The sequence below is a fragment of the Sporosarcina sp. CAU 1771 genome, assembly GCF_054482775.1.
Window position 1 is genome coordinate 61,543 of record NZ_JBTLRN010000007.1, and the last position, 26,082, is coordinate 87,624.

General features: G+C 38.0%; 24 protein-coding genes and 1 riboswitch. Of the genes, 4 read left to right on the forward strand and 20 right to left on the reverse strand.

The features are described 5' to 3' along the window. Positions 1 to 56 precede the first annotated feature (56 nt). On the forward strand, positions 57 to 428 hold the full coding sequence (locus ACXYMX_RS07575) for a hypothetical protein (protein ID WP_459043645.1): 372 nt from the start codon (positions 57 to 59) through the stop codon (positions 426 to 428). A gap of 155 nt (positions 429 to 583) precedes the next feature. Here the strand turns inward: ACXYMX_RS07575 and ACXYMX_RS07580 are convergent, their stop codons facing one another. Further along, the gene (locus tag ACXYMX_RS07580; RefSeq protein WP_459043646.1) at positions 584 to 1,363 is read right to left on the reverse strand and encodes an HAD family hydrolase; all 780 of its coding nucleotides are present in this window, start codon (positions 1,361 to 1,363) and stop codon (positions 584 to 586) included. A 79-nt stretch (positions 1,364 to 1,442) separates the two neighbouring features. Then, positions 1,443 to 2,729 (reverse strand): LysM peptidoglycan-binding domain-containing protein, encoded by a 1,287-nt coding sequence (locus ACXYMX_RS07585; protein ID WP_459043647.1) that lies wholly within the window; start codon positions 2,727 to 2,729, stop codon positions 1,443 to 1,445. A gap of 393 nt (positions 2,730 to 3,122) precedes the next feature. Here ACXYMX_RS07585 and ACXYMX_RS07590 point away from each other — a divergent pair, with 393 nt between their 5' ends. The 3 genes from ACXYMX_RS07590 to ACXYMX_RS07600 all read left to right on the forward strand — a co-directional run bounded on the left by ACXYMX_RS07590 (position 3,123) and on the right by ACXYMX_RS07600 (position 4,877). Beyond that, on the forward strand, positions 3,123 to 3,263 hold the full coding sequence (locus ACXYMX_RS07590; RefSeq protein WP_459043648.1) for a hypothetical protein: 141 nt from the start codon (positions 3,123 to 3,125) through the stop codon (positions 3,261 to 3,263). Between the two features lie 171 nt (positions 3,264 to 3,434). After that, a complete protein-coding gene (locus tag ACXYMX_RS07595) occupies positions 3,435 to 4,091 on the forward strand; it encodes a spore coat protein (RefSeq protein ID WP_459043649.1) in 657 nt (218 codons plus the stop codon). Positions 4,092 to 4,217: 126 nt separating this feature from the next. After that, positions 4,218 to 4,877 carry an HAD family hydrolase gene (locus ACXYMX_RS07600; protein ID WP_459043650.1) on the forward strand — a complete coding sequence of 220 codons (660 nt, stop codon included), beginning with the start codon at positions 4,218 to 4,220 and terminating at the stop codon, positions 4,875 to 4,877. A gap of 381 nt (positions 4,878 to 5,258) precedes the next feature. On the opposite strand, the gene add is transcribed toward ACXYMX_RS07600, so the two are convergent. The 18 genes from add to iolE all read right to left on the reverse strand — a co-directional run bounded on the left by add (position 5,259) and on the right by iolE (position 26,048). Next, positions 5,259 to 6,251: an adenosine deaminase gene (add, locus tag ACXYMX_RS07605; protein ID WP_459043651.1), complete on the reverse strand. Its 993-nt coding sequence runs from the start codon at positions 6,249 to 6,251 to the stop codon at positions 5,259 to 5,261. Between the two features lie 87 nt (positions 6,252 to 6,338). After that, a riboswitch (purine riboswitch) is annotated at positions 6,339 to 6,437 on the reverse strand. Positions 6,438 to 6,584: 147 nt separating this feature from the next. After that, positions 6,585 to 6,728 (reverse strand): hypothetical protein, encoded by a 144-nt coding sequence (locus ACXYMX_RS07610; protein WP_459043652.1) that lies wholly within the window; start codon positions 6,726 to 6,728, stop codon positions 6,585 to 6,587. A gap of 274 nt (positions 6,729 to 7,002) precedes the next feature. Continuing rightward, positions 7,003 to 8,439: a DEAD/DEAH box helicase gene (locus tag ACXYMX_RS07615; RefSeq protein ID WP_459043653.1), complete on the reverse strand. Its 1,437-nt coding sequence runs from the start codon at positions 8,437 to 8,439 to the stop codon at positions 7,003 to 7,005. Positions 8,440 to 8,445: 6 nt separating this feature from the next. Continuing rightward, positions 8,446 to 9,075 carry a YczE/YyaS/YitT family protein gene (locus ACXYMX_RS07620; protein WP_459043654.1) on the reverse strand — a complete coding sequence of 210 codons (630 nt, stop codon included), beginning with the start codon at positions 9,073 to 9,075 and terminating at the stop codon, positions 8,446 to 8,448. A 19-nt stretch (positions 9,076 to 9,094) separates the two neighbouring features. Continuing rightward, positions 9,095 to 9,988, reverse strand: coding sequence for an RluA family pseudouridine synthase (locus ACXYMX_RS07625; protein WP_459043655.1), 894 nt, complete (start codon positions 9,986 to 9,988; stop codon positions 9,095 to 9,097). Between the two features lie 74 nt (positions 9,989 to 10,062). Then, positions 10,063 to 11,244, reverse strand: coding sequence for an MFS transporter (locus tag ACXYMX_RS07630; RefSeq protein ID WP_459043656.1), 1,182 nt, complete (start codon positions 11,242 to 11,244; stop codon positions 10,063 to 10,065). A gap of 89 nt (positions 11,245 to 11,333) precedes the next feature. Further along, complete coding sequence (locus ACXYMX_RS07635; RefSeq protein ID WP_459043657.1) at positions 11,334 to 12,122, reverse strand: 5-deoxy-glucuronate isomerase; 789 nt, start codon at positions 12,120 to 12,122, stop codon at positions 11,334 to 11,336. A 13-nt stretch (positions 12,123 to 12,135) separates the two neighbouring features. Further along, positions 12,136 to 12,972, reverse strand: a complete 837-nt coding sequence (locus ACXYMX_RS07640) for a class II fructose-bisphosphate aldolase (protein WP_459043658.1) — start codon at positions 12,970 to 12,972, stop codon at positions 12,136 to 12,138. Positions 12,973 to 12,993: 21 nt separating this feature from the next. Continuing rightward, positions 12,994 to 14,913, reverse strand: coding sequence for a 3D-(3,5/4)-trihydroxycyclohexane-1,2-dione acylhydrolase (decyclizing) (gene iolD, locus ACXYMX_RS07645; RefSeq protein ID WP_459043659.1), 1,920 nt, complete (start codon positions 14,911 to 14,913; stop codon positions 12,994 to 12,996). Positions 14,914 to 15,031: 118 nt separating this feature from the next. Then, positions 15,032 to 16,489, reverse strand: a complete 1,458-nt coding sequence (locus tag ACXYMX_RS07650) for a CoA-acylating methylmalonate-semialdehyde dehydrogenase (RefSeq protein WP_459043660.1) — start codon at positions 16,487 to 16,489, stop codon at positions 15,032 to 15,034. 18 nt (positions 16,490 to 16,507) lie between these two features. Next, positions 16,508 to 17,512 (reverse strand): 5-dehydro-2-deoxygluconokinase, encoded by a 1,005-nt coding sequence (gene iolC, locus ACXYMX_RS07655; RefSeq protein ID WP_459043661.1) that lies wholly within the window; start codon positions 17,510 to 17,512, stop codon positions 16,508 to 16,510. A 260-nt stretch (positions 17,513 to 17,772) separates the two neighbouring features. Further along, a complete protein-coding gene (locus tag ACXYMX_RS07660; protein ID WP_459043662.1) occupies positions 17,773 to 18,744 on the reverse strand; it encodes a sugar ABC transporter substrate-binding protein in 972 nt (323 codons plus the stop codon). Between the two features lie 105 nt (positions 18,745 to 18,849). Next, a complete protein-coding gene (locus ACXYMX_RS07665; RefSeq protein ID WP_459043663.1) occupies positions 18,850 to 19,836 on the reverse strand; it encodes an ABC transporter permease in 987 nt (328 codons plus the stop codon). Between the two features lies 1 nt (position 19,837). Further along, positions 19,838 to 21,343 (reverse strand): sugar ABC transporter ATP-binding protein, encoded by a 1,506-nt coding sequence (locus ACXYMX_RS07670; protein WP_459043664.1) that lies wholly within the window; start codon positions 21,341 to 21,343, stop codon positions 19,838 to 19,840. A gap of 199 nt (positions 21,344 to 21,542) precedes the next feature. Then, a complete protein-coding gene (gene iolG / locus ACXYMX_RS07675) occupies positions 21,543 to 22,544 on the reverse strand; it encodes an inositol 2-dehydrogenase (protein WP_459043665.1) in 1,002 nt (333 codons plus the stop codon). 272 nt (positions 22,545 to 22,816) lie between these two features. Next, on the reverse strand, positions 22,817 to 23,818 hold the full coding sequence (locus ACXYMX_RS07680) for a LacI family DNA-binding transcriptional regulator (protein ID WP_459043666.1): 1,002 nt from the start codon (positions 23,816 to 23,818) through the stop codon (positions 22,817 to 22,819). A 278-nt stretch (positions 23,819 to 24,096) separates the two neighbouring features. Beyond that, positions 24,097 to 25,146: a Gfo/Idh/MocA family oxidoreductase gene (locus ACXYMX_RS07685; RefSeq protein WP_459043667.1), complete on the reverse strand. Its 1,050-nt coding sequence runs from the start codon at positions 25,144 to 25,146 to the stop codon at positions 24,097 to 24,099. A 5-nt stretch (positions 25,147 to 25,151) separates the two neighbouring features. Next, positions 25,152 to 26,048: a myo-inosose-2 dehydratase gene (gene iolE / locus ACXYMX_RS07690; protein WP_459043668.1), complete on the reverse strand. Its 897-nt coding sequence runs from the start codon at positions 26,046 to 26,048 to the stop codon at positions 25,152 to 25,154. Between the last annotated feature and the right edge of the window lie 34 nt (positions 26,049 to 26,082).

Below are 26,082 nucleotides of genomic sequence, written 5' to 3' on the forward strand. Positions count from 1 at the left end.
TTTCATAATTATTCTTTCCTCAAAACTCCTTGTATAAATTCTATGTTTCGTCAAAATTGACTCTACCTCCACATGAGAGGTTTCTATTTTTTATTCTAGCTCTGTTAAATAATAATGTTGTTAATTTCCGTTTCCGCCCTGAAGAGCGGAAAGATGAAGTCCAATCTTTCCCTGAAGAGCGGAAAGATGAAGTCCAATCTTTCCCTGAAGAGCGGAAAGATGAAGTCCAATCTTTCCCTGAAGAGCGGAAAGATGAAGTCCAATCTTTCCCTGAAGAGCGGAAAGATGAAGTGCGATCTTTCCCTGAAGAGCGGAAAGATGAAGTGCGATCTTTCCCTGAAGAGCGGAAAGATGAAGTCCAATCTTTCCCTGAAGAGCGGAAAGATGAAGTGCGATCTTTCCCTGAAGAGCGGAAAGATGAAGTGTAATCTTTCCCTGACGCATTCCGAAGGGCAGGCGGTCGACCAACCCGTTGTTGTTTCACTTGTCCTGCTGTCCTCCCGGAGTCGCCGTCTTCCACTTCAATCGACTAGGAGTGTACAAATAATTTATCAACTTTCAACAGAGTTATATAACATAGCCTTTACTTTAATAAAGCAAAAAGTTCTTCTAGATTAGTAATTTCAAAAGTAGATTTTACTTCTGGGTTTGGCTCAGCGTTTTCTCTATTAATCCAAACAGATGAAATACCGACACGATTTGCTCCTAAAATATCAGTCATTAAATTATCTCCTACCATTAAGGCTTCATCCGGATTCGTATCACATTTGGCCAAAACATGCTCAAATATTGATGGATCCGGCTTACCTTTTCCAAATGCACCAGAAATGACAATAAGATCAAAATAGGGCGCAATTTCAGGAGTAATTTTCAATTTCGTATGCTGTAAGCTAGGTGATCCATTCGTTAACAACACGAGAGTATACGACTCCTTTAAAAGGTCGAGTACTTTGAACGTCTCTTCATACACGAATGGACTTTTTTTGCGATTTTTAGGAAATAATTCAGCCAACTCACTTCCTAATTGACTATCTTCAATTCCAAGTCGTTTCAAACCCCTTGTCCAAGCTTCCCAACGGTAGCCAGGTACAATCTTTTTCATTTGTTGAAAGGATTCCCCTTCATCATCGAATGTTCCCCAAAGCCCTTCAAATGGATTGATTCCTATCATTTGAGTAAATTCATATGTATCGTATTTTTCATATAATGCTTTGGCTTCGAAACGAACTGCTTCTTCTAACTTTGTTGGGTCCAGTTCGTGTACTTCAGCCGCTCTTTCACAAGTTAACTTAAATGCAGTAGCAACACTTTGTTTGTCCCATAATAACGTATCATCTAAATCAAAAATAATCGTTTTTATCACAATGACCAACTCCAATTTAATTTTATACATAGTATAACAGATTTAAGACCCCGTTAATGGAACAACGAGGTCTGTTTTCTCAAGTTATTTTTGTGACTGTAAAATTGTCGTTGAGTAACAACCAATTTTGTGGAAAGGACAACCCGAGTTTCCAGTACATTATGCCACGCAAGTTAAATTCTTTCATTAAATCAAATTTTGCTTGAATACTCCGTGCATCTTCAAACCATACTTCATGAAACGCACCTGTCTCATCGTAATATTGGAAAAACGGTGCCTGTGCTTGATAGTTATATTGAATCCTCGCATTTTCTTTTAGCGCAAGCGCAATAGCTTGTTGCGGGCTTAATGCTTTCGCGGGAGCACCACCTTGAGGAGGGTAAGGCGTTCCCCAATCATATCCATACAAATTTTGGCCTAAGTACAGTTTTTCTGCTGGAATTTGTGAGAGTGCATACTCTACCACTTGGCGTACAGGACCGATTGGACTGACTGCTTGAGGCATACTGTATGTGTATCCCCATTCATACGTCATTAATGCAACAAAATCTACAATCTCTCCTAGTGTTGCATAGTCATGAGCGCCATAAATTCCGACTGTCACATCGCTTGTTTTAGGGGCTACTGCGACAGATAAGGTATATCCAGCTTGATGAATTCGATCTCGAGCATTTCTAAGAAATTGATTGTACAATTCTCGGTCCTCTGGATAAAGTAATTCAAAATCAAAGTGAATATCCTTATAGCCTATGTCGTTGGCTACTTGGATAATATTTCCAAACAACTGATTTTGTGCAGCCTCATCTGTAAATAGGGCATGGGCTAAATCCGGGCTAAACTGATAGTCTTCTAAATTACTAACAACCATTGCATTCGCCGTTCCCACTCTGCTCGCAATATTTGGAATGTCATCGATTGATGGGGCTATAAGTGAACCGTCGCGATTCATCTGGTAGCTAAACATCGCAAGATAAGTAAGTGAACTTACTAACTTTTTTACTTCTTGAACCATTACCTCAGTGACAGGTGTTCGTGGCTCGACATAAAGTAAGGCTTCAATCGGTTGTTTTTTCTTTTGGGGTATATACAAACGCTGCCCTACTAGTAGCGTTTGAGAAGTTTCGATACCGTTTATTCTAACTAGTTCATTTACAGTCATCCCAAACATATTCGCGATGGAGTAAAGAGACTCTCCTGGTCTCACTAAATGAAAACTTCCTGTAATCGGTATAACCAACGATTGCCCGATTACAAGGCGAGTTGGATCAGGAATTTCATTTGCTACAGCAACTTCTTGATAAGGTACTCCATATGCTTGAGAAATACCATACAAACTTTGACCACTTTGAACTACATGAATTTGCAAATCCATCAACCTCTCATTCGTTAAAATACTTATACTCTAAGGTTATTGATGTGACAAGCTTATTATGCATACAATGAAGCCAAGTGCTTATTTCCGGACATTATAGATCTTATTCAGAAGCATGTTGATACCAAATTTCTTCCCCATTTCTCTTCAATTAGAAAAGACATTCAGTTTCGCCCAGCATACTATGTAAATGAACAGAGAACTTGGAATACAAATAAAAAGTTAATAATTTTAAAAGTAATTTATTTTGTTTTTAATAAAATATCCATGTGAATGAAATATTTTCTTTTCTTTTATTAACAATTATAGTATTATCAAACTATTCTGATGAATGAAGTTATTAATTGCGGACGTTAGAAAAAAACTGATATAAAGGATGGGATAATTATGAAAATCAAGAAAATTGCTCGTGCGTTACTTGGTGCAAATCTATTGCTATTGTTTTCGTTTGCTTTTCTCCCAGCCCTATTATTTAATCCTGACTTAGAAGCATTTCAAACCATTTTAAAATATATTAATAATGATTGATACTACAATTATCTGAAGGAGCCTTGGCATAATTTCAAGGCTTTTTATTATTATCATCATGCAAGTTCCTCTTCTAATAAAATGACTTATTTCTATGATTGAATAGATTCTGTCCTTTTACACATACTAATGTCGATGCTAAAAATGATCGATATTAGGAGGAGTTAGTAAATGACACATAATCAATTTGGAGAACAACCGGGTCAAATGCATCAAAATATGCAAACTGGTGCAATTTCACAGCAAATGAATCACGGTGGCCATGAAGTTTTTGATTTACATGAAGCTATATCTTCAACCGTCGCTTCGTTAGACCAGTCTTTGATCCTTAGACCGCATGTAAAAGACCCGGAGCTACTCGATATATTAGATCGACAATATCGATTTACGTTGGATGAGTATAACATTACCGTAGAAGCTTTTAAATCTGGGAAAGATCCTTCTCACCCCACGGGAAGTTATAAGATGAAGCAAGAAAATGACTTTATTTATGGGTTGAAAGAATCGCCGCCCAAAAAACCTATCCAATCTGCAGCTGAAATATCCGATGAAATCATTTCCGGTTTCTTACTCGGAGCCACGAAAGCAGGAGCAACTACGAAAGCGGCTGTCGCTCTCGAAACAACCAACCCAGTTGTACGCCGTGTTCTTGCTGATTCAATACCTAATTGTATTGAAATGGCTTATGAACTTTCAATTTATCAGAACAAGCATCATTATTACCAAGTACCTCAATTGGCACAGCAAGACATGCAGCAAATGCTAAATGCATTCGCTCCAGCTCAAGGTCAACCACCTTTACCTCCAAATAATAGCGGTATTCAATAAAATTAAAGACCGTGTACAATCCCCTTATTTTAAAGGGATTCGTACACGGTTTTTAATTTCTTTATATTGCAAAAACATTTAATGAACTGTATAGTTTGAGTAACAACCAAGGAAAAGGTGATTTGTATGCGCGTAGCTATATTTGATTTTGACGGTACTTTATACGAGAAAGAAACATTTTCCACTCTTATGGATCACTTAAAGAATCACCCACTCTATCACAAAAAATACAATCGTTTTATTCGCTCCGTGCTTCCTCGATATATTGGAAGTAAAGTTGGGGTTTATCCAGAAGCAAGGTTAAAAGAACGTTCAATGCGCTTTTATTTAGATGTATTTGATAAGTTATCCTCAAAAGAACTAGATACATATTTTGAAGAGCTTGCTGTAAAAATGCGTGTAGATTTTAATGCAACCGTGCTCTCTAAAATAGATGAACACGTTACGGATAACGTTCATGTTATGCTTGTTTCCGGTGCATATACGCCACTTTTACATTCAGTAACTAGAGGCCTACCATTCGATGAAATTATTGGTACTGATATTCCGTTAAAAGAACAACGGATTGATAGCAAAACACCAATCTTTCATATCAATGGGATACGCAAAAATAAAAAAATTCTTGAAGCATTAGAAGGTAAGAAGATTGACTGGGCGAATAGTTTTGCATATGGGGATAGTCACTCTGACTTATCTGTTTTAGAACTCGTTGGAAACCCTGTAGCTGTTCAGCCAGAACCAAGACTTAGATCTGTTGCTGAAAAACGAGTTTGGCAAATCATTTAGGTTTAATAATCGATGAAAATGGACCTTATTAAGTTCCATTTGTGTTGGTAATTATTAAGGAATCAGACTCTATCGGTCTACATAACACATTGATTTCTGTTCCAGACCCTAAGTGTGGAAAGATAAAGTTCAATCTTTCCACAACGCGCTCTGGAGGGCCGGCAGTGGTACAACCCGCTGTCGTTTCACCTGCCCCGCTGATTTAACAGTCTGCACTCCAATCAACTAAGTATTTACAAATAAATCTTACTTCATAATCGTACCCTATAGTTTAAGTGGGAACCTTCAAAATCTGTTAATATTACAAAAGTTTATTGTTATGGTAATTTAAAAAAATGTTCGAGTTCGGGGACTATTTTTGTTTCTAAGTCTAATTTCCTTTTAATATTGTGCTAAGCACCATTCTTTCGTTTCTTGGTCGGCAAAGGAGGCTTTAACACTCGTTACATAAATTTGTCGGTAATCTTCATCGCTTAGGCTATTTTCTTTATTAACTAAATAGAATTCATTTTCCATTGTCGTATTGGATACTGTTCGGTTATCTGTATTAAACGTCACTTTTAATCCATCTTTATGAAACTGATAAATCGGATGTTCAGAATAATGATGAACAGCTTTCGTTTGGACATTACTTGTTGGACACATTTCAAGCACGATTTGTCTATCTTTCACAAGCTGGTAAGCCTCGGCACAATCTTTAATAAATACGCCGTGTCCGATTCGTTCAGCGCCCAAGAGTTCAATGGCTTCTGAAACGTTTTTACCAATCCCCGTTTCACCGGCATGAATAGTGACTCGGTAGCCATATTTCCGAGCTAATGCGATTGGATCTACGAATCTTTTAGAAAAGCCTTCTTCCTCGGATGCGCATAAGTCAATTGCCACTACACCTTTTCCAAGGAACTGTTTCCCTTTTTCAACTACCTCAAATGCGCTTTCAACTGACATCGTCCTCATGCAAGATAGGATTATATTTCCCTTTATCTCGTAACGACTTTCAGCATCTCTCATTCCCTCTATAACCGCTTGAATAACTTCTTCAACAAGAAGACCTTTTTCTACGTGAAGTAGCGGGGCGAATCTGACTTCTAAATATTTCACATTTTCCCATGCTGCATCCTCAAATAGCTCAAAAGTAATTCTTCTTAAGTTTTCCCGGGATTGCATGACCACATTAGGAAGAAAAAATCTTTTTAAATACTCATCGAGAGATTCACAATCCAACGGTGCAACCAATTCCTTTTGCAACTCCTCTTTATCATATGAAGGTAACTCAATGCCTTCCTTTCGGGCAATATCGATAATGGTTTCCGCCCGAAGACATCCATCCAAATGACAGTGAAGTTCAATTTTCGGTAATGCTAAAAAATCCATGTTTGTCCTCCTGAACTAATTTTTTGATGATAAAACAGAAATATTTTGATAATAAAACAAAAAAATTCCTGATTACGAAGAAAATACAAATAAATGTACTTTCTTCGTAATCAGGAATTTCGGTTCCTGGTAGAGACCCCCAAACCATATTATTGGGGTTATACGAAGTCTTATTTAATTCATTAATGTTTTTATAATGATAATGAAAAACATGACAGTTGTCAATAGGGTGTCTAACACCTAACTCATTTTGTTGATTGGAAAAGCCTATTCCACACCCAAAATTATTATTTTCCATGTTCAACTAAATGACTCTATTGCGGAATATACTTTTTACAAAATAGACTCCGTTGCTTGGACTTCAGTGGGAACAGCGCAAGCTGAAAGCCCAGCAGGTAGCGTAGCGGACGCCGAAACGGAAAGCAACAGTTTTCTATATTCGGTTTTCGGCTCTGATTGTTGAAGATCAAATTGCATTTATCTCCCCTATCATACCAGTGGAACCGAACAAAGTCTTCAAAATACTTAATTCCCTTCAGGTTCATTAAAGAGATAAGTCAATTAGGCTAGTCCATTCACACTTCAATAGAGCTGTATTTATAGCCTTACCCCTGTTAGAACAACAAAAAAGGGACCAAACCATTTCGGTTTCGTGTCCCATTTCTTTAATTTTTTAACGCTTTACAGCTCTGGAGAGCACCCGTTACTGTTTTTTTTGTTTTACTTTTTCATTAGATTTTAATACTCACAATCATTTTTTAGCCTTGTGCACTTTCAATTGTTTTCCTTTTACCGTTTTCGTTTTCATTTCCTGTAAGACAATAGGCCCTTTACCATTCAAGATATCTATATACGTAACACCATCTTGAATTTTAATAATCCCGATATCTTCAGCGTCAATTCCAGGAATCGAGGTAATTGTTCCAACAAAATCAAAGGCACGAAGTTTTTTCTTTTTGCCGCCGTTAAAATAAAGCTTCATTATATCTTTGTTTAACTTTTCGCTTTTCACTTTTTTCAACTTAGGGATTTTTTCCATCTTCTCAGTGAAAGCATCCATTGCTCCAGCAACTTGTATCTGAGTCGGAGCATTCGACCGAGAAATTGTAAAACCGATATAGGCTTCGATATCTGAAAGAAATCGATCTTCATAAGGCGTTACGAATGATAGTGCAACTCCTTTATTCCCAGCCCGTCCTGTCCGTCCGACCCGATGTACATAGCTCTCATTCTCGAGTGGTATGTCATAATTAATGACATGCGTAATGTTATCGATATCGATTCCACGCGCAGCCACATCTGTAGCAACTAAATAACGGAAACGACCTTGCTTAAACTCATCCATCACTTCAAAACGATCATCTTGCATCATTCCACCGTGTAATTTGTCGACTGTGTAAAACAAGTTTTCTAATTGCTCCGTTACTTCATCCACTTGATCTTTCGTTCTGCAAAAAATAATACAACTGTCTGGATTTTCGACTACAGTTACTTTACGTAACAAATCGAATTTCTGATTTTCAGTGACGATATATAATGAGTGTTCAATTTGATCAGTCAATGTAACAGTTGAAGCAATTTCTATATTTTGTTGGTTCTTCATATAATTGCTGCTTAACTTTTCAACTTTTTCAGGAAGTGTTGCTGAAAACAACATTGTAGTCCGTTCATTTGGGATTTTTTTAATAATCGCTTCGACTTGTTCAATAAACCCCATATTTAACATTTCATCCGCTTCATCTAAAACCAAATAAGTGATTTTATCTAGAACGAGTGTCCCTCGCTCTATATGGTCCAGGACGCGTCCTGGCGTTCCAACCACAATATGGCACTTCTGCTTCAACTCGGCCTTTTGGTAATTAAAAGGTTGCTTTCCGTAAACTGCAGCTGCATTAATCCGCTTAAAACGACCGATATTCGTAATATCTTCTTTCACTTGATCTGCGAGTTCCCGTGTTGGTGTTAAAATGAGAGCTTGAGGTTTGTTTTCATCCCAATCCACTACTTCACAAATAGGAATCCCAAATGCAGCCGTCTTACCACTGCCTGTTTGTGATTTCACTACTAAATCTTGTCTTTTAAGCGCACAAGGGATTACCTTCTCTTGCACTTCAGTAGGCTCTGTATATCCTAGTCCGTCCAGTGCCTTAATAATTTCATCACTTAATGAAAATTTTTGAAACGTCATTTCCAATCAACCTTCCGCTAGTACTTCATCACAAAGTCTAACCTTTAATTTTGTAAAGCGAGGATAAAATAGTTGTATTAATGGTCCTATTATTATCGTAATAATAATTGTCCCGATTCCAATAGGTCCCCCAATGAAGAATGCTATTACCAAGACAACAAGTTCCATTGCAGTTTTTGTAAATGCTATACTTTTTCCTGTAAGTTGTTGAATCACCACCATCAGGTTATCAATAGGATTTCTAGCAACTTTCATTTGTAAGTAAGATGCAATGCCGATTGCTAAAACTAACACTCCAGCAGACATAACGATTACATCTTTCCCAAAACTACCCGTCTGATATTCCGCAAATACAATGAGTAACCAAAAATCGACAAAGGATCCGATAATAATAATCGTTATGATTGCAAGAAAGTCTGGTATTCCTTTTGCTAATAGACTATTTACAATAATTAAGAGTATACCTACGATAAATACCCAACTACCTACTGTTAAACCTAACTTTTCGGAAAGCGCAACGTACACTGCGTCCCACGGTCCTACTCCTAGATCTGCTATAATCATCATACTTACTCCCAATGCGAGTAATAGCAAACCGACTAAATAAAAAATACCTACAATTAACTTAGCTTTCATTCACTATACCTACTTCTCGTTATTTAGAACGCGTATTAAAAATGGTTGGTACTTCAGCAACAAAACGTTCCAATTTACCAGTACTAGGATGCAAGAAAGCTATAGCTGTCGCATGAAGACCTAATCTTCGTAGTGGATTGCCTGTTGCTCCGTATTTTTTGTCCCCTACTACAGGATGTCCTAACTCTTCCATATGCACTCTAATTTGATTTTTTCGTCCCGTTTCAAGCTGCACTTCTAGTAATGAATACTCTTTGTTCGATTGAATTCTTTTGTAATGAGTAATTGCATGCTGTCCGCCGTTGTCTACAGGACTTGAATATACTTTAAAGGAACTGTTTTCAGTTAACCAAGATTTAATTGTTCCTGATTCCTCACGCACCCTACCTTCTACTAAGGCGGTGTACATTCGTTCCTTTACTGATTCGCTCCAAGTGTTCTGCAATGCTTGTTGGACCTTTTCACTTTTGGCAAACATCATAACACCTGACGTTCCTTTATCGAGCCGATGTACGACAAATATTCTGCTTTTAGCATGATTGCCTCGTACATAGTCCGTTACTTGACGGTAAGCAGTTAGTTCATTTGCTTTATTTGTCGCAACTGAAAGTACGCCCGCATCTTTATTAATAACGATAATATCTTCATCTTCATGAATTATCGATACACCATTCAATTTCGAAAGATTGAGTGCCATTTGATTGCTTAATATTTCAACCTTTTGGCCGGGTTCTAAAGTAAAGTTATGTTGTTTTGTCAACTGGCCATTCACTGTCACTTGACCTCGTGTAAGTATTGACTTGACCGAATTTCTACTGCTCTTAGACATAACTTCGAGTAAAAATGGTAACAACTCGACCTGTTTTTCCACTTTATATGATGTTGTCTGAAATGTTTTATGGTTTTTCTTCATTAAAACTTACCCCTCTACTTACCTTTATAGGCATTGCTATTGAAATTATACACCACAATAGGCTTCCTGTCCGTTCACTTCACTTTATATAAGAGTGCTAATATACCCGCGACTAAGAAGGAAGCTATTCCTGTAAAGATAAAAACCTCGTTTAACCCCATTTGTTCTGCGATAATACCCGCTAAAAAAGGTCCAAATAATATTCCCAATGCATAGAAGGATTGATGGAAACCCATCGCAGACATTTTAAGATTACTCGGACTAATTCTCACGACCTCGCTTAGAATAATTGGAAAGACAAATCCTAATGCGAGTCCTAGACCTGCGTGATAAACACTTAACATTAAAAGTGATTTTGCTGTCGGTATTACAACTAAACTGATAGCTGTTCCTACAAAACTGAATTTTAATATTCGCTGATTCGTTTGAACCGAAAATGTGCGAAATATAAATAAGAAAGAGGCAGATATATGAGGGATAAAAAATGCTCCTATAAGCCAGAAAAATCTTTCCTCAGATACTCCTAACGAAACTGCTACAATTGGTGTAAAACCGAAAATCGTAATAAATAAAACAGCATGTCCAATTAATGAAGCGAATGTAAGAAGTTTTAAATTCGGAACTGCTCTCAATTTATGTAAATGATCTTTTATCGTTAAACGAGGTGATTGAACTTCATTCACTTGTACATCTTTTATTCTCACAGCAAAAAAGATTCCTGCGATCGAAGCAAAAGCTCCTACCCAGAATGGTAAACTCCAACCCGCCAAATATACGAGATAGCCACTAACCGCCATTCCCACGAACTGTGTGCCAACAGTAATGAACTGTAAAGTACCCATAGCCTTAGCTGATTGATTTGGGCTAAAGTAGTACGAATACAAAACAGTTGCCATTACCCAAACGGATGCCGTCACCCCAACTAAAAGCCTTGCGACTAACACCATAAAAAATGAATCAAAAAAGACAAATATCAAATTACTTAAAAGAGCCATTATAAAGCCGACTACCAGAAGATGTTTTCGAATACGTTGTAAATAATCGGATAAGATTCCCAATGGAAGACGGAGTAACACTTGTGTAATTCCATAACTTCCCAAAATGACACCTATAGCAGCATATGAAAACCCTATATGTTGTAGATACACACCAAAGACAGGAGCATATATGTAAATAGCTAGCCAAAAACAACTAACCATTGCCATGAAATTCAAGTGATCTTTAACTGTAATCGTATGTGATGGCTCTATTCTCATAGTATTTCACCCTTAATTTGATTTCATCTAAAAAAAACAGCGCTTGTTCAAATCAGCGCTGTTTTTTTCTATTGCTTATAAAACCAACTTTATTTTTCAGGCCAAATTTTTGCATCCGGCTCTAACATCCACTTATGCTCATCTTCAAAAATTCGTTCTGTCCACGGATTGTTTTCCATATGACGAATCATCCAACAAAAATACATTGCATAGCCTGGTGCTGATGCTTGTGGGTGATCTAAATCTCCTGGTATTGTAATGTAGCTATTATGCTCAATCCGGTGCGCGTCTGGTCCAACCATCGCACAACCAAACCCTTGTGGCTTATCAAAACGATAGTAATAAACCTCTGGCTGATCGTGGTGGTGCGGTGGGTAACTTGACCAACGACCTGGATAGGAAATAACTTCCCCAATCACGAGGTTCGAATACGGCGCGTTGTTGTAATCGAAAATTGTACGGATTACTCGCTCTGCTGTTCCGTCCCAAACACCTTCGCCAGCATTTGTGCTTTCACACTCTTCAGGTGTGTAAAGCTTTGCTTCAAATTCAGTGACATTATCTGTTTTTTGAACGAGCACTTCGCTTTTTCCTAAAGCTGTTACTTTAACATCTATCCCACGTGGTACATGAAGGCACCAAGGATTTTCCTCAAAGACTGATTCTCTTTGAACTTCTTGAGACTGTCCATTCCACTCCAAACGGATTGAACCTTCTAATAAAAGGATTGCTTGTTCTTTAACTGAGTCTGTAAATACTTCTTCGTTTCCTTCGGCGATTGTATAGATGCCGATATCTTGAAGCATATCGGTATGTTTGTCTTCCATATCCGTCAGCTTCGTGTATCCTTCTTTTAATTCACCTAGTTTTTCGTACAATGTAAATTCCTCCTTAAACTCGTCCTGTACTTTGGAACATTTCCATATGCTTTTTCACATTTTCAGCCGCAGCTTGAACAACGAATTCATGGTAATCAAAGTAATTTTCAAAAGGTGCTTGTTCATTCACACGTTTAATGACGTTGTTAAACGTCGATGTCGCCACATTAATTTTACGAATCCCATGAGAGATGGCATGGCGGAAGTCCTCTTGAGATATACCTGAACCACCATGTAAAACAAGTGGAATCTCCACTTCATTATTGATTTCTTCCAGACGATCTAACCGTAAGTTGGGATCCCCTGCATAGACGCCGTGCGCATTTCCAATCGCAATTGCTAACGCATCAACGCCAGTTTCTTCAGCGAATAATTTAGCTTCTTCAACAGATGTAATTGCAATTTCAATATCTGTTAAACCGTCCTCACTTCCACCTACTCGCCCAATTTCAGCTTCAACTGTTGCACCGTATGCTTTTGCTAATTCAACAATCTTTTTTGTTTGAGCCATGTTTTCGTCTAATGGAAGGAGTGAACCGTCAAACATGACCGATGTAAATCCAATTTCCAACGCTTTTTTAATATTTTCTTCTGTTTCACCGTGGTCAAAATGAACCGCTACAGGTACACTCGCATTTCTCGCTGCTTCAACCATCATCGGTCCCATTAGATGTAGCGGAGATGGGCCAAGGCGTACTTCTGCAATTTGTAAAATAAGTGGTGAGCGGAGTTCTTCTGCCGTTCGGATGGCTGCGATTACCATTTCCATGTTCGCTACACTAAAGGCACCTACACCATAATTGTTTTCTTTTGCCGTATTTAGGATATCTTTCATTTTTACAAGTGTCATCGTGTTCCTCCTACTGGAATATCAGTACTTACGTGCTTTTCGTAGATTGTCTTCTTTATCTTCGTATGCCTCTTGAACTTCTTTGCGTTCAGAAACTTCAGGTACACCTACATGCCACCAAGAATCATAGCCATTTGTCATTGTTTTAGGTAGAACTTTAATATCAATTAAAGTACAAACTGACTGTTTCTTCGAATGCTCGATTGCATTCTTCAATTCTTCCATTGATCTGACAGAGTACGTTTTAGCACCATACCCTTCTGCTACTTTCGCAAAATCAATTGTCATAACTTGACCATCCATTTTACCTGTTTCCTCATTACGATGTCTGAACTCCGTACAGAAACTGTCTATTCCATTACCCATTTGCAAGTTATTTATGCAACCGAATCCTGAGTTATCGAATAGTAGAATGTTGATTTTTTTATTTTCTTGGATGCTTGTAACTAATTCTGTATGAAGCATTAGGTAGCTTCCGTCACCAGTCATTGCATATACTTCTTTAGTTGGTTCTGCAAGTTTAACACCAAATGCACCTGCGACCTCATAACCCATACATGAGTAGCCGTATTCCATATGGTATGTGTTACGCGTTTTAGATTTCCACATGCGCTGCAAGTCACCTGGTAAACTTCCTGCTGCACCAACAATAATTGCATCGTCATCTAACAACTCATTAATCGTTCCAAGTACACTTGTCTGGGTAAGCTCAGTCCCTAGAGCTTCTTTATAATCGTTCATTTTATCGTCTAAATGTCCTGCAATTTCTGGAACAAAATTTTCTTGATATTTGATTGTATATAAACGAGCAAGTTCAGTTTTCCAATTATCCTGTGCTTTTTCAATCTCCGTTAAATAACTTGAAGTATATCCTTGAATCGCTTCACTTATTGTGTCGAGACCTACTTTTGCATCCGCAACAACTTGAACAGCATCTAATTTATTTGCATGGAATTCAGATATGTTTATCGTTAAAATATCCGCTTCGCTAAATAAATGCTTGGATGCCGTTGTAAAGTCAGTGAACCTTGTTCCTACGCCTATAATTAAGTCGGCATCTTTTGCTATGTCATTCGCTGCTGAGTTTCCAGTTACGCCTACACCACCAAGATTTAATGGATGTGTACTTTCAATTCCACTTTTTCCAGCTTGTGTTTCTGCAAAAGGAATTTGATGTGTTTCTGCAAACTTTACCAATGCATCTGCTGCTTCAGAGTAGCGAACGCCTCCACCTACAATTAGTAATGGTTTTTTCTTAGATTGGATAAGTGCGACTGCATCTTTAACGCTTTCAACTGAAGGTACTCGTCTTTCAATACGGTGTACACGCTTGTTGAAGAACGCTGTTGGGAAGTCCCAAGCTTCGCCTTGTACATCTTGTGGCAATGAAATTGTGACTGCTCCAGTATCTGCTGGATTTGTTAAGACACGCATTGCGTTAATCATTGCAGACATGAGTTGCTCAGGACGACTTACTCGGTCCCAATATTTACTTACTGGACGAAACGCATCATTTGTTGATATAGATAGATCATGCGTTTGTTCAATTTGCTGTAAAACTGGATCTGGCTGACGAGTTGCAAAAACATCTCCAGGAAGTAATAATAACGGAATGTTATTTGCAGTTGCCGTCGCAGCTGATGTAACCATATTTGCAGCACCTGGTCCTACGGAAGAAGAACAAGCTATGATTTGTTTACGATGCTTTTGTTTAGCAAAAGCAAGAGCAGCGTTTGCCATACCTTGTTCGTTACGTCCCTGATAAACTTCAAGCGCTCCTGGGTTTAAAGACAAAGCTTCTCCTAATCCAACTACGTTACCATGACCAAAAATTGTGAATACACCTTTTACGAAACGTTCTTGCTTACCATCAAATTCAACGTATTGTTCATTTAAAAATTTAACAAGAGCTTGTGCTGTCGTTAATCGAATTGTACTCATTAATGAAGCCCTACTTTCAAATAGAATTTTAATAAAAAGAGGGAAAAGGTTAGAACTGCATTCAGCTCTTCCCTTTTCCCCTCTTTGATCAAACAAGCTGCTGCTGAATTAAGTTATCTTATTTCACGTAACGAGCTGTGACCATTTTCTTCCTAGTATAAAACTCAACGCCATCTTTACCATTTGCATGAAGATCGCCATAGAATGAATCTTTATAGCCTGAGAATGGGAAGAATGCCATCGGAGCTGGTACTCCAAGGTTAATTCCTAACATTCCTGCATCGATTGTTTCACGGAATTGACGAACATCTGCTGCACTGTCTGTATACAAGCATGCACCATTCGCAAATTGTGAAGCGTTTGAGATTTCAATCGCTTCTGCCAAATCTTTAACGCGAACGATCGATAGAACAGGTGCAAAAACTTCATCTTGCCAAATTTTCATTTCTTGCGTTACGTTGTCAAAGATTGTTGGTCCAACAAAGTACCCTTCGCCATCTACTTCTTTGTCTAGACGACCATCACGTACCATTGTTGCTCCTTCTTCGACACCTTTTTCAATGTATCCAAGTGTACGATCTTTATGAGAGTCACGGATAACCGGGCCAAGGAATACGCCATCTTCAAGTCCGTTACCGATAACGATATCATCCGAAGCTTTTTTCAACATTTCAACAAACTCATCTGCAATTGAATCTTCAACCGCAACAACTGCTGCCGCCATACAACGCTCACCAGCTGAACCGAAAGCTGCACTGATGATTTGTGATGTTGCAACGTCAAGGTTTGCATCTGCTAATACGATTGAGTGGTTTTTAGCGCCAGCAAGTGCTTGAACACGCTTCAAGTTTGCAGCACCAGTTTTGTATACATACTCAGCAACTGGTTGTGAACCAACAAATGAAACTGCTTTGATTTTCTTGTTTTCTAAGATTTCGTTAACTACGTCATGCGCACCGTGTACAATGTTTAGAACACCGTTTGGTAGACCTGCTTCTGTAAATAATTCGATGAGGCGATTCGCAAGTAGTGGCGTACGCTCAGATGGCTTCAAGATAAATGAGTTACCACAAGCAATTGCAAGTGGGAACATCCAAGCAGGAACCATCATTGGGAAGTTAAATGGTGTAATTCCACCAACAACTCCTACTGGGTAACGATACATACCTGATTCAATTCCTGTAGCGATGTCTGGAAGTTGCTCACCCATCATAAGTGTTGGAGCACCTGCTGCGAATTCTACACACTCAATTCCGCGTTGAACTTCACCGTATGCTTCTGCTAAGCTCTTACCGTTTTCAATCGTGATAAGTCTAGCAAGCTCTTCCCAGTTTTCAACAAGAAGCTGCTGATACTTGAAAAGGATACGCGCACGACGTGGAACTGCTGTTTGTGACCAAGTTTGGAAGGCTGCGTCTGCTGCTTTTACTGCTAGCTCTACATCTTCTTTTGTTGATAAAGGTACACGAGCAAGTTCTTCACCAGTTGCAGGGTTTACAACCATTACGCTTTTCTCTGATAGTGAATCTACCCATTCGCCGTTAATATAGTTTTTCAAAAGTTCTACGTTTGTCATTTATTATTCTCTCCTTTTTTATTGAGCTGGTTCATATACCGCTGTTTCCATATGGTGCTCTAATTCTTTCACTGTAGGCATTGCATCGGAACAACTATGCTTAGAAATAACTATCGAAGCAGATCCGCTACCCATTTTCATAGATTCTGCAACGCTTTTTCCATTCATAAGGCCATAAATAAATGCTGAAGCATAAGAATCACCAGCGCCGAATGTTTTTAATACATTCGTTTTGAAGATGCCACTTCGATGAGAATCTCCATCTTTCGTATAAGCAATGGAACCTTCTCCGCCGTGCTTAATGACGACAATCTCAGCTTTGTATGAGAACCAACGTGATGCCGTATAGTCGTCATCAGATTCCTCAATATTCAAAAGCTTTTCCATCATGTCAAACTCTTCGCGAGTACCAATAAGGACATCACATTTTTCAGCTGCTAAATTATAGTAAACTGCTGTTTCAGCCTCGTCTACCCATGTATACGGACGATAATCAAGATCAAAAAATACCGTAACATTATGTTTAACAGCGTGTTCCAATGCAACAAATACCGCTTCTCTAGATGGACTTTGCGCTAATGCCGTACCTGAGATAAGCAACGCTTTTGACTGTTTAATGTATTCTTCATCAACATCAGAAGGATGAAGTTTCAAGTCCGCAACATTGTCACGGTACATTAGGATACTACAGTCTTCCGGACTCATGATTTCAGTGAAAGCAAGTCCTGTTACTGCACCTGTATTATCAATCGAAACGCCTCTTGTGTCAATATTTTCGTTCTCTAAATATTCTGTGATGAAGCGACCCATCTGATCGTCTGAAACTTTACCGATAAAACCAGTTTTCTGACCAAGACGCGCTGACCCAATCGCAATATTAGCAGGAGATCCCCCTACATATTTTGTAAAAGTGCTCGTTTCCTCCATCGGTCGGTTGATTTCATTCGCATTCAAATCGACACAGAGCCTACCTACTGCAATTAGATCTAATGGACGATCGGATGCAATTTTAAGTGGATTCATTTTTGTTCCTCCTTAAGAAATAAGTAATTGTTAAGCGCTTAACCTTTTCAGCAAATAAAAAAGATCAATTAATCTATGTAATGGAATAATTAAGTTTCAACACGTAAATGTTGGCGCTTACTATTAACTCAAGTATAATTTTTCATTCTAGAAAAGTCAACACACTTACATTAATACTTTGATTCGCGCGAATATTTATTGAACTAAAAAAGTAGTGCTTATCATAAGTATTCTCGTTAGATAAGCACTACTTGTATTAATTACTCAAGTAAGGATTTTAGGAATGCTAATTTCTCTTCAGCATTTTCTTTTGTAATCCTATCTGCTCCACTTTCGATACGTGGATCTACTTCTTCGCCTTTAATTGCTTTAAGCGCATTTACAACACCTTGATAACCCATTTCATATGGATTTTGAGCAATTGTTCCAGCGAGCTTTCCAGCAATTACTGCTTCAACTGCCTCGATTGTACCATCCGTTCCTACTACTGCAACTTCTAAACCTCTAGATTCGATTGCTCTACTTGCTCCTAGTGCCATATCATCGTTTACTGCAAATACACCTTTAATATCTGGGTGATTTTGAATAATGTTTTCCATTACACTAGCTGCTTTTGATCGATCACTATCAGCAGGTTGGTTGGCAACAATTTCAAACCCAGCTTTTTCAAGTGCTTCTTGTGCACCTTTCATTCGCTCATCAGAAGCGGTGTTTCCTAAAGCCCCTCCGATGATTGCAACCTTATCTCCTGGGCTTAGTAAAGATGCTAAAAATTCTCCACCCAAGTTTCCAGCAGTTATGTTATCAGTTCCAATGAAAGTTGTCTTATCAGACCAATCCGCATCTGTATCTAACAATAAAACGGGTATATTTGCCTCTTTATATTTTTCGAAAACAGGAATTGCAGTTGGTGGCTGTGTTGGTGCTGTAACAATTGCTCCTGGTTTGTTCGTAAGTGCATCTTCCATCATGTTGATTTGCGCAATAACTTCTGACTCAGCAGAAGGTCCAACAACTTTACCATTCACATCCAAGTCTTTAAATGCTTGTTTTGCACCTGCTTCAACAAACTTCCAATACGGACTGCTTAGTGTTTTTAATACGACTACTACACTTTCTTTATCCCCATCGCCTGAATTGTCTGTGCCTTCAGCCGCTTCCCCATCACTACACCCTGCAAGAACAAGCGTCAACATACTAATTGCCATTAGAAACATAATTAATTTTTTCATAAGTATAATCCCCCTATTATCATTTTACTTTAAATTGTGACGCTACATTCGTATCTCCCTTTGGAATCACACCCTTTCGATGGAATAAACAAACAATCTAAACTGTTATTTATTTTTTCCACGGTGACGAAGTACGTCGACATAAACTGCTGCAATAATTACAACTCCGATGATCGCCATTTGAATATCAGATGAAACGTTCAATAAGTTTAATCCATTTCGTAAAACCGCAATAATGAGCGCACCGATCAAAGTACCACCGATCGTCCCTACTCCACCCATAAAGCTTGCTCCACCGATAATAACAGCAGCAATGGCATCTAATTCATACCCTAGCCCCGCCAACGGGAAAGCTGAGTTTACACGACCAACTAATACCAACGCTGCCAATCCAGCCATCAATCCACTTAATGTATAAACCAATACAAGAACCCGGTCTACGTTAATTCCAGATAAGTGAGCGGCTTCTTTGTTTCCACCTACAGCGTAAATATATCTTCCTGTAGCTGTTCTAGTTAAAAACAAATGGAAGAGTAGTGCAATTACTAGTACTAAAATAAAGCTTACAGGCATTGGACCGATAGATTCGTAACCAATGTATTGAATCAGGTATGGAAAACCAGCAATCGGCGCTGCTGCCGTAATAATCAATGCTATACCTCTAAGTAAGTTCATCGTTCCAAGTGTTGAAATAAATGGATGTGGCAAACGAAGTTTCGTTAACAACATTCCGTTTACCCAACCAGCAAATGCTCCAACACCCAGACAGATAAGAATACCTAGTATCGGGTTGAATCCCATATTTACAACAAACAGTCCCATGGTCATCATAGAAACCGCCATAATTGCACCAACTGATAAGTCGATTCCCGCTGTTAAAATAGGAAGAAGCATACCAAAAGCAAGTAACGCGTTGACCGACGATTGACTTGCGATGTTCATTAGGTTTCCGACTGTTAAAAACTGGTCACTCAACATCGTGAGAACAACACTAAGCCCGATTAATCCTAATGGAGCACCAAATTTACTAATAAAATCTTTATCAAATTTGAATTTCCCTTTTGTTTCTACTACTTCTTCAACATCTTTCACGTTAAATCTCCCCCGTAGCTGCTTTCATTATTTTTTCTTGGCTTGCATCTTCACGCATCATGTCCGCTGTTAATTTTCCTTCATGAAGTACAAGAACTCGATCACTTACCCCAAGTATCTCTGGTAATTCCGAAGAAATAATTATTACAATGGCACCATTTGAAACCAATTCGTTTAACAAGCGATACACTTCAACCTTCGCCCCAACGTCAATTCCTCGTGTCGGTTCATCGAAGATAAACACTTTCGCTTTTGTACAAAGCCATTTAGCAATAACTACTTTTTGCTGATTTCCCCCACTTAAGTAAACTGCATGTTGCTCCATATTTCCTGGACGCACTTGTAGTTCCTTTATGTATTCTTGCGCTGTTTTCTTCATCGTTTTTCTTTGTAACAAAGCACTACCCTTAAATCTTTTTAAGCTTGCAAGTGTCATATTAAATTCCAAATCTTGTTCGAGAATTAGTCCTTCACTTTTTCGATCCTCTGTAATAAAGGCTAGTCCCGCTGCAATCGCGTCTCGCGGCGTTTTTATGGAAACTTTCTCACCGAAAACAAAAACTTCACCTGAGTCTATTTTATCTGCCCCAAAAATCCCTCTTGCAAGCTCTGTACGACCTGCACCTACAAGACCTGATATACCAAGTATTTCTCCCTCATAAGCTGTAAACGAGATTGAATGAGGCGAATCCATCAATTTCATATTTTCAACTCGTAAGCCTTCTTTTCCCTTAACGAAATCTACCTTAGGGAATTGTTCTTTAAGGTCTCTGCCTACCATTAGCTTAATCATTTCATCCGTGTTCGTATCTTTAACCTTTAATGTTTTAATTTTATTACCGTCACGCAAAACGCTAAGCGTATCGCCAATTTTAATGATTTCTTCCAACCTATGTGAAATATAAATAATTGCAATTCCCTGTGTTCTTAGCTTCTCAATTGTTTCTAAAAGTTGTGACGATTCAGATTCACTTAAACTTGAGGTTGGCTCATCCATAATAATCAACCTCGCGTTAACGGTAAACGCTTTCGCGATTTCTACAAGTTGTTGTTTACCTACCCCTAAAGTCGAAATGACCGTATCCGGAGATATATCCTGACCTAGAACTTTAAGGAACTCTTTAGATTTACGCTTCATCTCTTTACGATCCAGGTATGTAATGCCACCTCTAGTAATTTTCAGTTCATTTCCAAGAAATATATTTTCATACACTGTTAGTTCAGGAATCAGGTTCAACTCTTGATAAATTGCAGAAATTCCAATATCCATGGCATCTATTGGTGATTTAATGACTGTTTTCTCTCCACTCCAGTACATATCACCTGAATCTTTTGAATAAGCTCCTGTTAAAATCTTAATTAATGTTGACTTTCCAGCACCATTTTCACCAAGAAGTACATGAACCTCTCCGGGCTTTATTTCCAAATTGATATCTTTTAAAACATGAATATTACCGAAACTTTTATTGATATTTTTTAATTCCAATAAAGGTGTACTATCTTTCAATTAAAAAACCTCCGTCCTCAAGTAGTTGCTAGAGATTCCTTTCACTTCGCAATCATGACAATATTCTCACTCAATTTAAGATAGCGCTTACCTTTCTGAATAAGAGAAATATTGAAACCGACTTGTACGTATACTTATCGATTTCAATATACTTAACTGATAGTTTTCATCTAGCGATGCGAACCTATCTTCTATTAAATTAGTTAATTTTGACAGGTTTACCTGAAAGGAATGATTCTTTAGCCGCTTCTGCAATCTTTTCAGCTTGTAGTCCGTCATTTCCACAACAAACCAATGGCGCATCCGTTGCAACTGAATCAATAAAGCAAGATATTTCTTTGATATATGCATCCTTATATCTTTCTAGGAAAAAGTATTGAGGATTATCTTTTATAACACCGTCTTCAGTGCTAATGATTGCTGTTGTTGGCTGAACGTTACCAGCTTCAACAGTACCTTTCGATCCGAAAACTTCCAATCTTTGGTCGTAGCCGTAAACAGCTTTTCGACTATTATCAATGACTCCCAATGCTCCGTTAGCAAATTTCAAAGTAATGATAGCTGTATCTACATCACCAAGTTCTGCAAACATCGGATCTACCAAGCTAGCACCTTGTACGTAAACTTCAGTAACTTCACTACCTGTTACGTAGCGAGCAATATCGAAGTCATGGATACTCATATCCATAAACATTCCACCTGAATTTTTAATATATTCTGCAGGAGGTGGTGCAGGATCTCTTGAAGTAATCTTCACAATTTGAGTGTCTCCAATTGTACCCGCTTTCACTGTATCGTGAACTTTTTTAAAGCTAGCATCGAATCGACGATTAAAGCCTACTTGGAATTTCACGCCATTCTCTTCAACTGCTTTAAGCGCCTCTGCTGAGTCTTCTTTTGAAAAGCTAATCGGTTTTTCACAAAAAATATGTTTTCCTGCATTAGCAGCGTCTTTAATCACCTGGAGATGAGTACTAGTAGGTGAACATACTAGAATTGCATCAATCTCATCGTCGTTCAATATGTCCTGGTAGTCTGCAGTGACATTTTCAATACCAATTGAAGTTGCCCATTCTCTTAAACCATCTACATAAAGATCTGAAATCGTTTTAACTTTAGCATGTTGAAGGCCTACAAGATTTTCTGCATGTAATTTACCAATTCTACCGGCACCAATTATACCGAGTGTTGTTTTTTTCATTTTACTGCCTCCATGACCTTAATAAATAATACGCTTTAATCTTAGATTCTCTAAAACTCTCTAACTTTTTAAATAATTTAAAACAAAGCACTTCGTAATCAAACAAAATCAGTTAAGCGCTTCAGTAAACTAGGATAATCATAAAACGCTTTCAAATAAAAGTCAACCACAAATTTGAATTGTTTAATAAGTTAATAAGTGGACTACCGACTGTGAGCGATTTCTATAAAACTATATAGAAATCACTCACCCAGTTTTCACTTTACTAAACATCATTTTTCTTTTTTAGTCGCCGTTCCCCTCACTATTAACTGGGGATTAAACAAGATTCGCTCGTCTAACTGTTTGTTTTCTTTTATCTCTTTTAAAATAACGTCGACTACCCTTTTCCCTATTTCATAAATTGGTTGAGCCATAGTTGTTAAAGCTGGAACAGTAGTTGTTGCCAATATTGTATTATCGAACCCAACAAGAGATAAATCCTCCGGCACAATTAATCCTTTTTCCTTCGCGCCTTGAATAACACCAATTGCAAGTAGATCGTTACAAGCAAAGATAGCTGTTGGCATGTCGCCTTTATCAATTATTTGATTGAATACTTGCTTTGCATTTTCTAACGTTGCGGATGTTTTATAAATATTCGTATCAAAACACTCAATGGAGTGCGCTGCATGAGCCTCACGATAACCATAAATCCGCATACTACTACTATTCGCATGTTCTGCAATAATCGCAATATTTGTATGACCTAATGATATTAAATAGGAAGTAGCCTCATACCCACCCTTGAAATCATCAACGGATACAGACGTTACGCCCAACCCTGCATTATCATGCGTTAACATGACAAGCGGAAATCCCCTTTTCTTTAAGTCTTTTAATAATGTTGTATCTTGAAATGTTGAAGCCACAATGAATCCATCGACTTGTTGTCTTTGCAGTAATTGGAGATACTTCGTTTCCTTCTCAAGATCTTCGTACGTACTACAAATAATAATACTCATTCCAAACTCATGTGCTCTGTCCTCAATTGTTTTAGCTATCTCGGAAAAGAATGGATTCGATATATCTGGAACTAATAATCCAAGTGTTTTTGTCCCTTTCCCTGTTAATGCTGTAGCCATCATACTCGGTTGATAATTGAGCTTTTTCATTGCTTCCTTAACTCTTTCTCTTGTTGAATCCCTCATATTTCCGGTATTGTTAATTACTTTTGATACAGTTGCAATCGACACCCCGGACTCCTTAGCTACATTATAAATTGTTGGTCTCATCTTCTTTTCTCCAATTCCACTTTTTTATAATCAGACATTTTCATGAAAGCCCTTTCTTTACTATATAAAAAAATAGGTAGAATTCATTTACAATGCCCAACTATTCCCCTTTTATAAATTCAGTTAGTTATTAACTATAATACATTCATTTTATTTTTCCACCTATTTTTATCTTTTAAGTGGAAAATTCAATTAATTGTCTTGAAATCATTTTATAAAAAAGCCCCTCTACTCTAGTTTATAGAGAATAGATGAGGCTATTTCAGGTCATTAAATTATTATTTCGTAATCGCTACTTTTTGTTCAGCTTGTACGTTTATTAATTTTCCAGTTTCAAAAGACTCTTTACATGCATATCCCAACCTTGTAGATTCAACACCATCTCCAACTGTTACTCCAGGCTTACGGTTTTCTAAAATACAGTTGATGAATTCTTCTACCTCGCTCAAATAAGCTTGTTCAAAACGCTCTAAGAATCCATCATGACATTCTTTAATAACGCCATCACTATTGAATATAACTACTTGGTCTCTGTCAGGTGTCGTTCCAATTCGAAGACTACCTTTTGTACCAATAATTTCCGTTTCAATATGATAACCGTGCGCACAGTTTCTTCCTGCAACAAATATACCCATTGCATTATTTTCAAAACGAACCATAGCTGCCCCTGTTTCAGCATCGTTTAACTCATCAAATTCAGGACGTGCATAACTTCCACCAATTGCCCAAACCTCTTCCGCCTTCGCACCTAAAAACCAATGCGCTAAATCGAAATCATGAATAGACATATCAAGGAATAGGCCACCACTGTAATTTGCTTTAGCAAAACTTAAAAAGCTATCCATTTTGTCGGCTGGATCAATCCCATAACAACGGATGAAAATTGGTTGTCCAATATCTCCACGATCCACTTTTTTCTTCGCAGATATATATGAACGGTCATACCGACGCATAAATCCGAGCATGAATACTTGGTCTGGATGCGCATTTACTGAAGCCTCAACTTCAAGTGCTTCTTCCATATACAATCCTAATGGTTTTTCACTAAATACATGAAATCCTGCCTCAAGTGCTTGTTGTATTTGTTTGCAATGAAATCCTGATGGAGATGCGATAAAGATTGCGTCTAACTCTTTATTCTCCAGCATATCTTCATAGTTTGTATAGCCAAATGGAATATTCCATTGTTTTTTTACTTCCTCAACCTCTTCAGGGATAACGCTACAAATTGCCGTCAATTCACAATTTGGAATGCGAAACGCAATATTCTCTGCGTGTTGTCTTCCTAAACGTCCTAACCCAACGATTCCAACTTTAACCTTTTTCATTCGTTTCACACTCCTGCAGTTTCTCTAATATAGTTTCTTGCTTTTAACGCGTATTCAAATGGATTGGCAAGTGCAGGATCCTGTTCAGCTTCTACAATCATCCATCCTTCATACCCGCGTTTTGCTAACACTTCAAACATTGGTGAGAAATTAATTTCTCCGTCTCCAGGAACTGTGAAAACACCTAATTTAACTCCTTGAAGGAAACTTAACTGCTCTGCTTTTATTTTATCTGCTATCGATGTGCGAAGATCTTTTAGATGAACATGCTTAATTCGATCAAAATGACGTTCCAGAACATCCATCGGGTCTTCACCCGAGAATACTAAATGTCCTGAGTCAAAAAGTAATGAAACATATTTCTCATCAGTTAACTCCATAAGCTTATCGATTTCCGCAGTCGTTTGAACACCTGTCCCCATATGGTGGTGATAAACAATTTGCATGTCTTTTTCGTGCGCTAATTTCCCAAGTTCAGTTAACCCAAATGTAAGATCAGCCCAATTTTGTTCTGTGAAAACTGGCTTTTCTTTAAATAGTGGTGTACTTTGTTGGCCTTGAATACTATGCCCTTGTTCAGACACGACAATTACTTTAGCACCCATCTCTCTTAAGAAGTCACGATGTTCAAGAAATGCATTCTTCGTTTCTTCAAATGGCTGCGTAGTGAGATGCGCACTAAACCATGCACTAGCTATTTCTAAATTACGCAATTCCAATGCTTTTTTTAGTGTAGGAATATGTCTCGGATACTTATTCCCAACTTCTGATCCAGTGAAGCCAGCTAATGCCATTTCACTAATGCATTGATCGAAAGTATTTTCTCCACCTAGTTCAGGTAAATCATCATTCGTCCAACCAATTGGTGCGATTCCAAGTTTAACTTTATTTTCTTCAAACATTACTTTTCCCTCGCTCACATTCGATATTTTTCAT

What these genes read in the sequence shown, in the direction of transcription:
- ACXYMX_RS07590 (WP_459043648.1), top strand. Translation starts at nt 3,123, where the DNA reads ATGAAAATCAAGAAAATTGCTCGTGCGTTACTTGGTGCAAATCTATTG.
- ACXYMX_RS07595 (WP_459043649.1), top strand. Translation starts at nt 3,435, where the DNA reads ATGACACATAATCAATTTGGAGAACAACCGGGTCAAATGCATCAAAAT.
- ACXYMX_RS07600 (WP_459043650.1), top strand. Translation starts at nt 4,218, where the DNA reads ATGCGCGTAGCTATATTTGATTTTGACGGTACTTTATACGAGAAAGAA.
- add (WP_459043651.1), bottom strand. Translation starts at nt 6,251, where the DNA reads ATGGATTTTTTAGCATTACCGAAAATTGAACTTCACTGTCATTTGGAT.
- ACXYMX_RS07610 (WP_459043652.1), bottom strand. Translation starts at nt 6,728, where the DNA reads ATGCAATTTGATCTTCAACAATCAGAGCCGAAAACCGAATATAGAAAA.
- ACXYMX_RS07615 (WP_459043653.1), bottom strand. Translation starts at nt 8,439, where the DNA reads ATGACGTTTCAAAAATTTTCATTAAGTGATGAAATTATTAAGGCACTG.
- ACXYMX_RS07620 (WP_459043654.1), bottom strand. Translation starts at nt 9,075, where the DNA reads ATGAAAGCTAAGTTAATTGTAGGTATTTTTTATTTAGTCGGTTTGCTA.
- ACXYMX_RS07625 (WP_459043655.1), bottom strand. Translation starts at nt 9,988, where the DNA reads ATGAAGAAAAACCATAAAACATTTCAGACAACATCATATAAAGTGGAA.
- ACXYMX_RS07630 (WP_459043656.1), bottom strand. Translation starts at nt 11,244, where the DNA reads ATGAGAATAGAGCCATCACATACGATTACAGTTAAAGATCACTTGAAT.
- ACXYMX_RS07640 (WP_459043658.1), bottom strand. Translation starts at nt 12,972, where the DNA reads ATGACACTTGTAAAAATGAAAGATATCCTAAATACGGCAAAAGAAAAC.
- iolD (WP_459043659.1), bottom strand. Translation starts at nt 14,913, where the DNA reads ATGAGTACAATTCGATTAACGACAGCACAAGCTCTTGTTAAATTTTTA.
- ACXYMX_RS07650 (WP_459043660.1), bottom strand. Translation starts at nt 16,489, where the DNA reads ATGACAAACGTAGAACTTTTGAAAAACTATATTAACGGCGAATGGGTA.
- iolC (WP_459043661.1), bottom strand. Translation starts at nt 17,512, where the DNA reads ATGAATCCACTTAAAATTGCATCCGATCGTCCATTAGATCTAATTGCA.
- ACXYMX_RS07660 (WP_459043662.1), bottom strand. Translation starts at nt 18,744, where the DNA reads ATGAAAAAATTAATTATGTTTCTAATGGCAATTAGTATGTTGACGCTT.
- iolG (WP_459043665.1), bottom strand. Translation starts at nt 22,544, where the DNA reads ATGAAAAAAACAACACTCGGTATAATTGGTGCCGGTAGAATTGGTAAA.
- ACXYMX_RS07680 (WP_459043666.1), bottom strand. Translation starts at nt 23,818, where the DNA reads ATGAGACCAACAATTTATAATGTAGCTAAGGAGTCCGGGGTGTCGATT.
- ACXYMX_RS07685 (WP_459043667.1), bottom strand. Translation starts at nt 25,146, where the DNA reads ATGAAAAAGGTTAAAGTTGGAATCGTTGGGTTAGGACGTTTAGGAAGA.
- iolE (WP_459043668.1), bottom strand. Translation starts at nt 26,048, where the DNA reads ATGTTTGAAGAAAATAAAGTTAAACTTGGAATCGCACCAATTGGTTGG.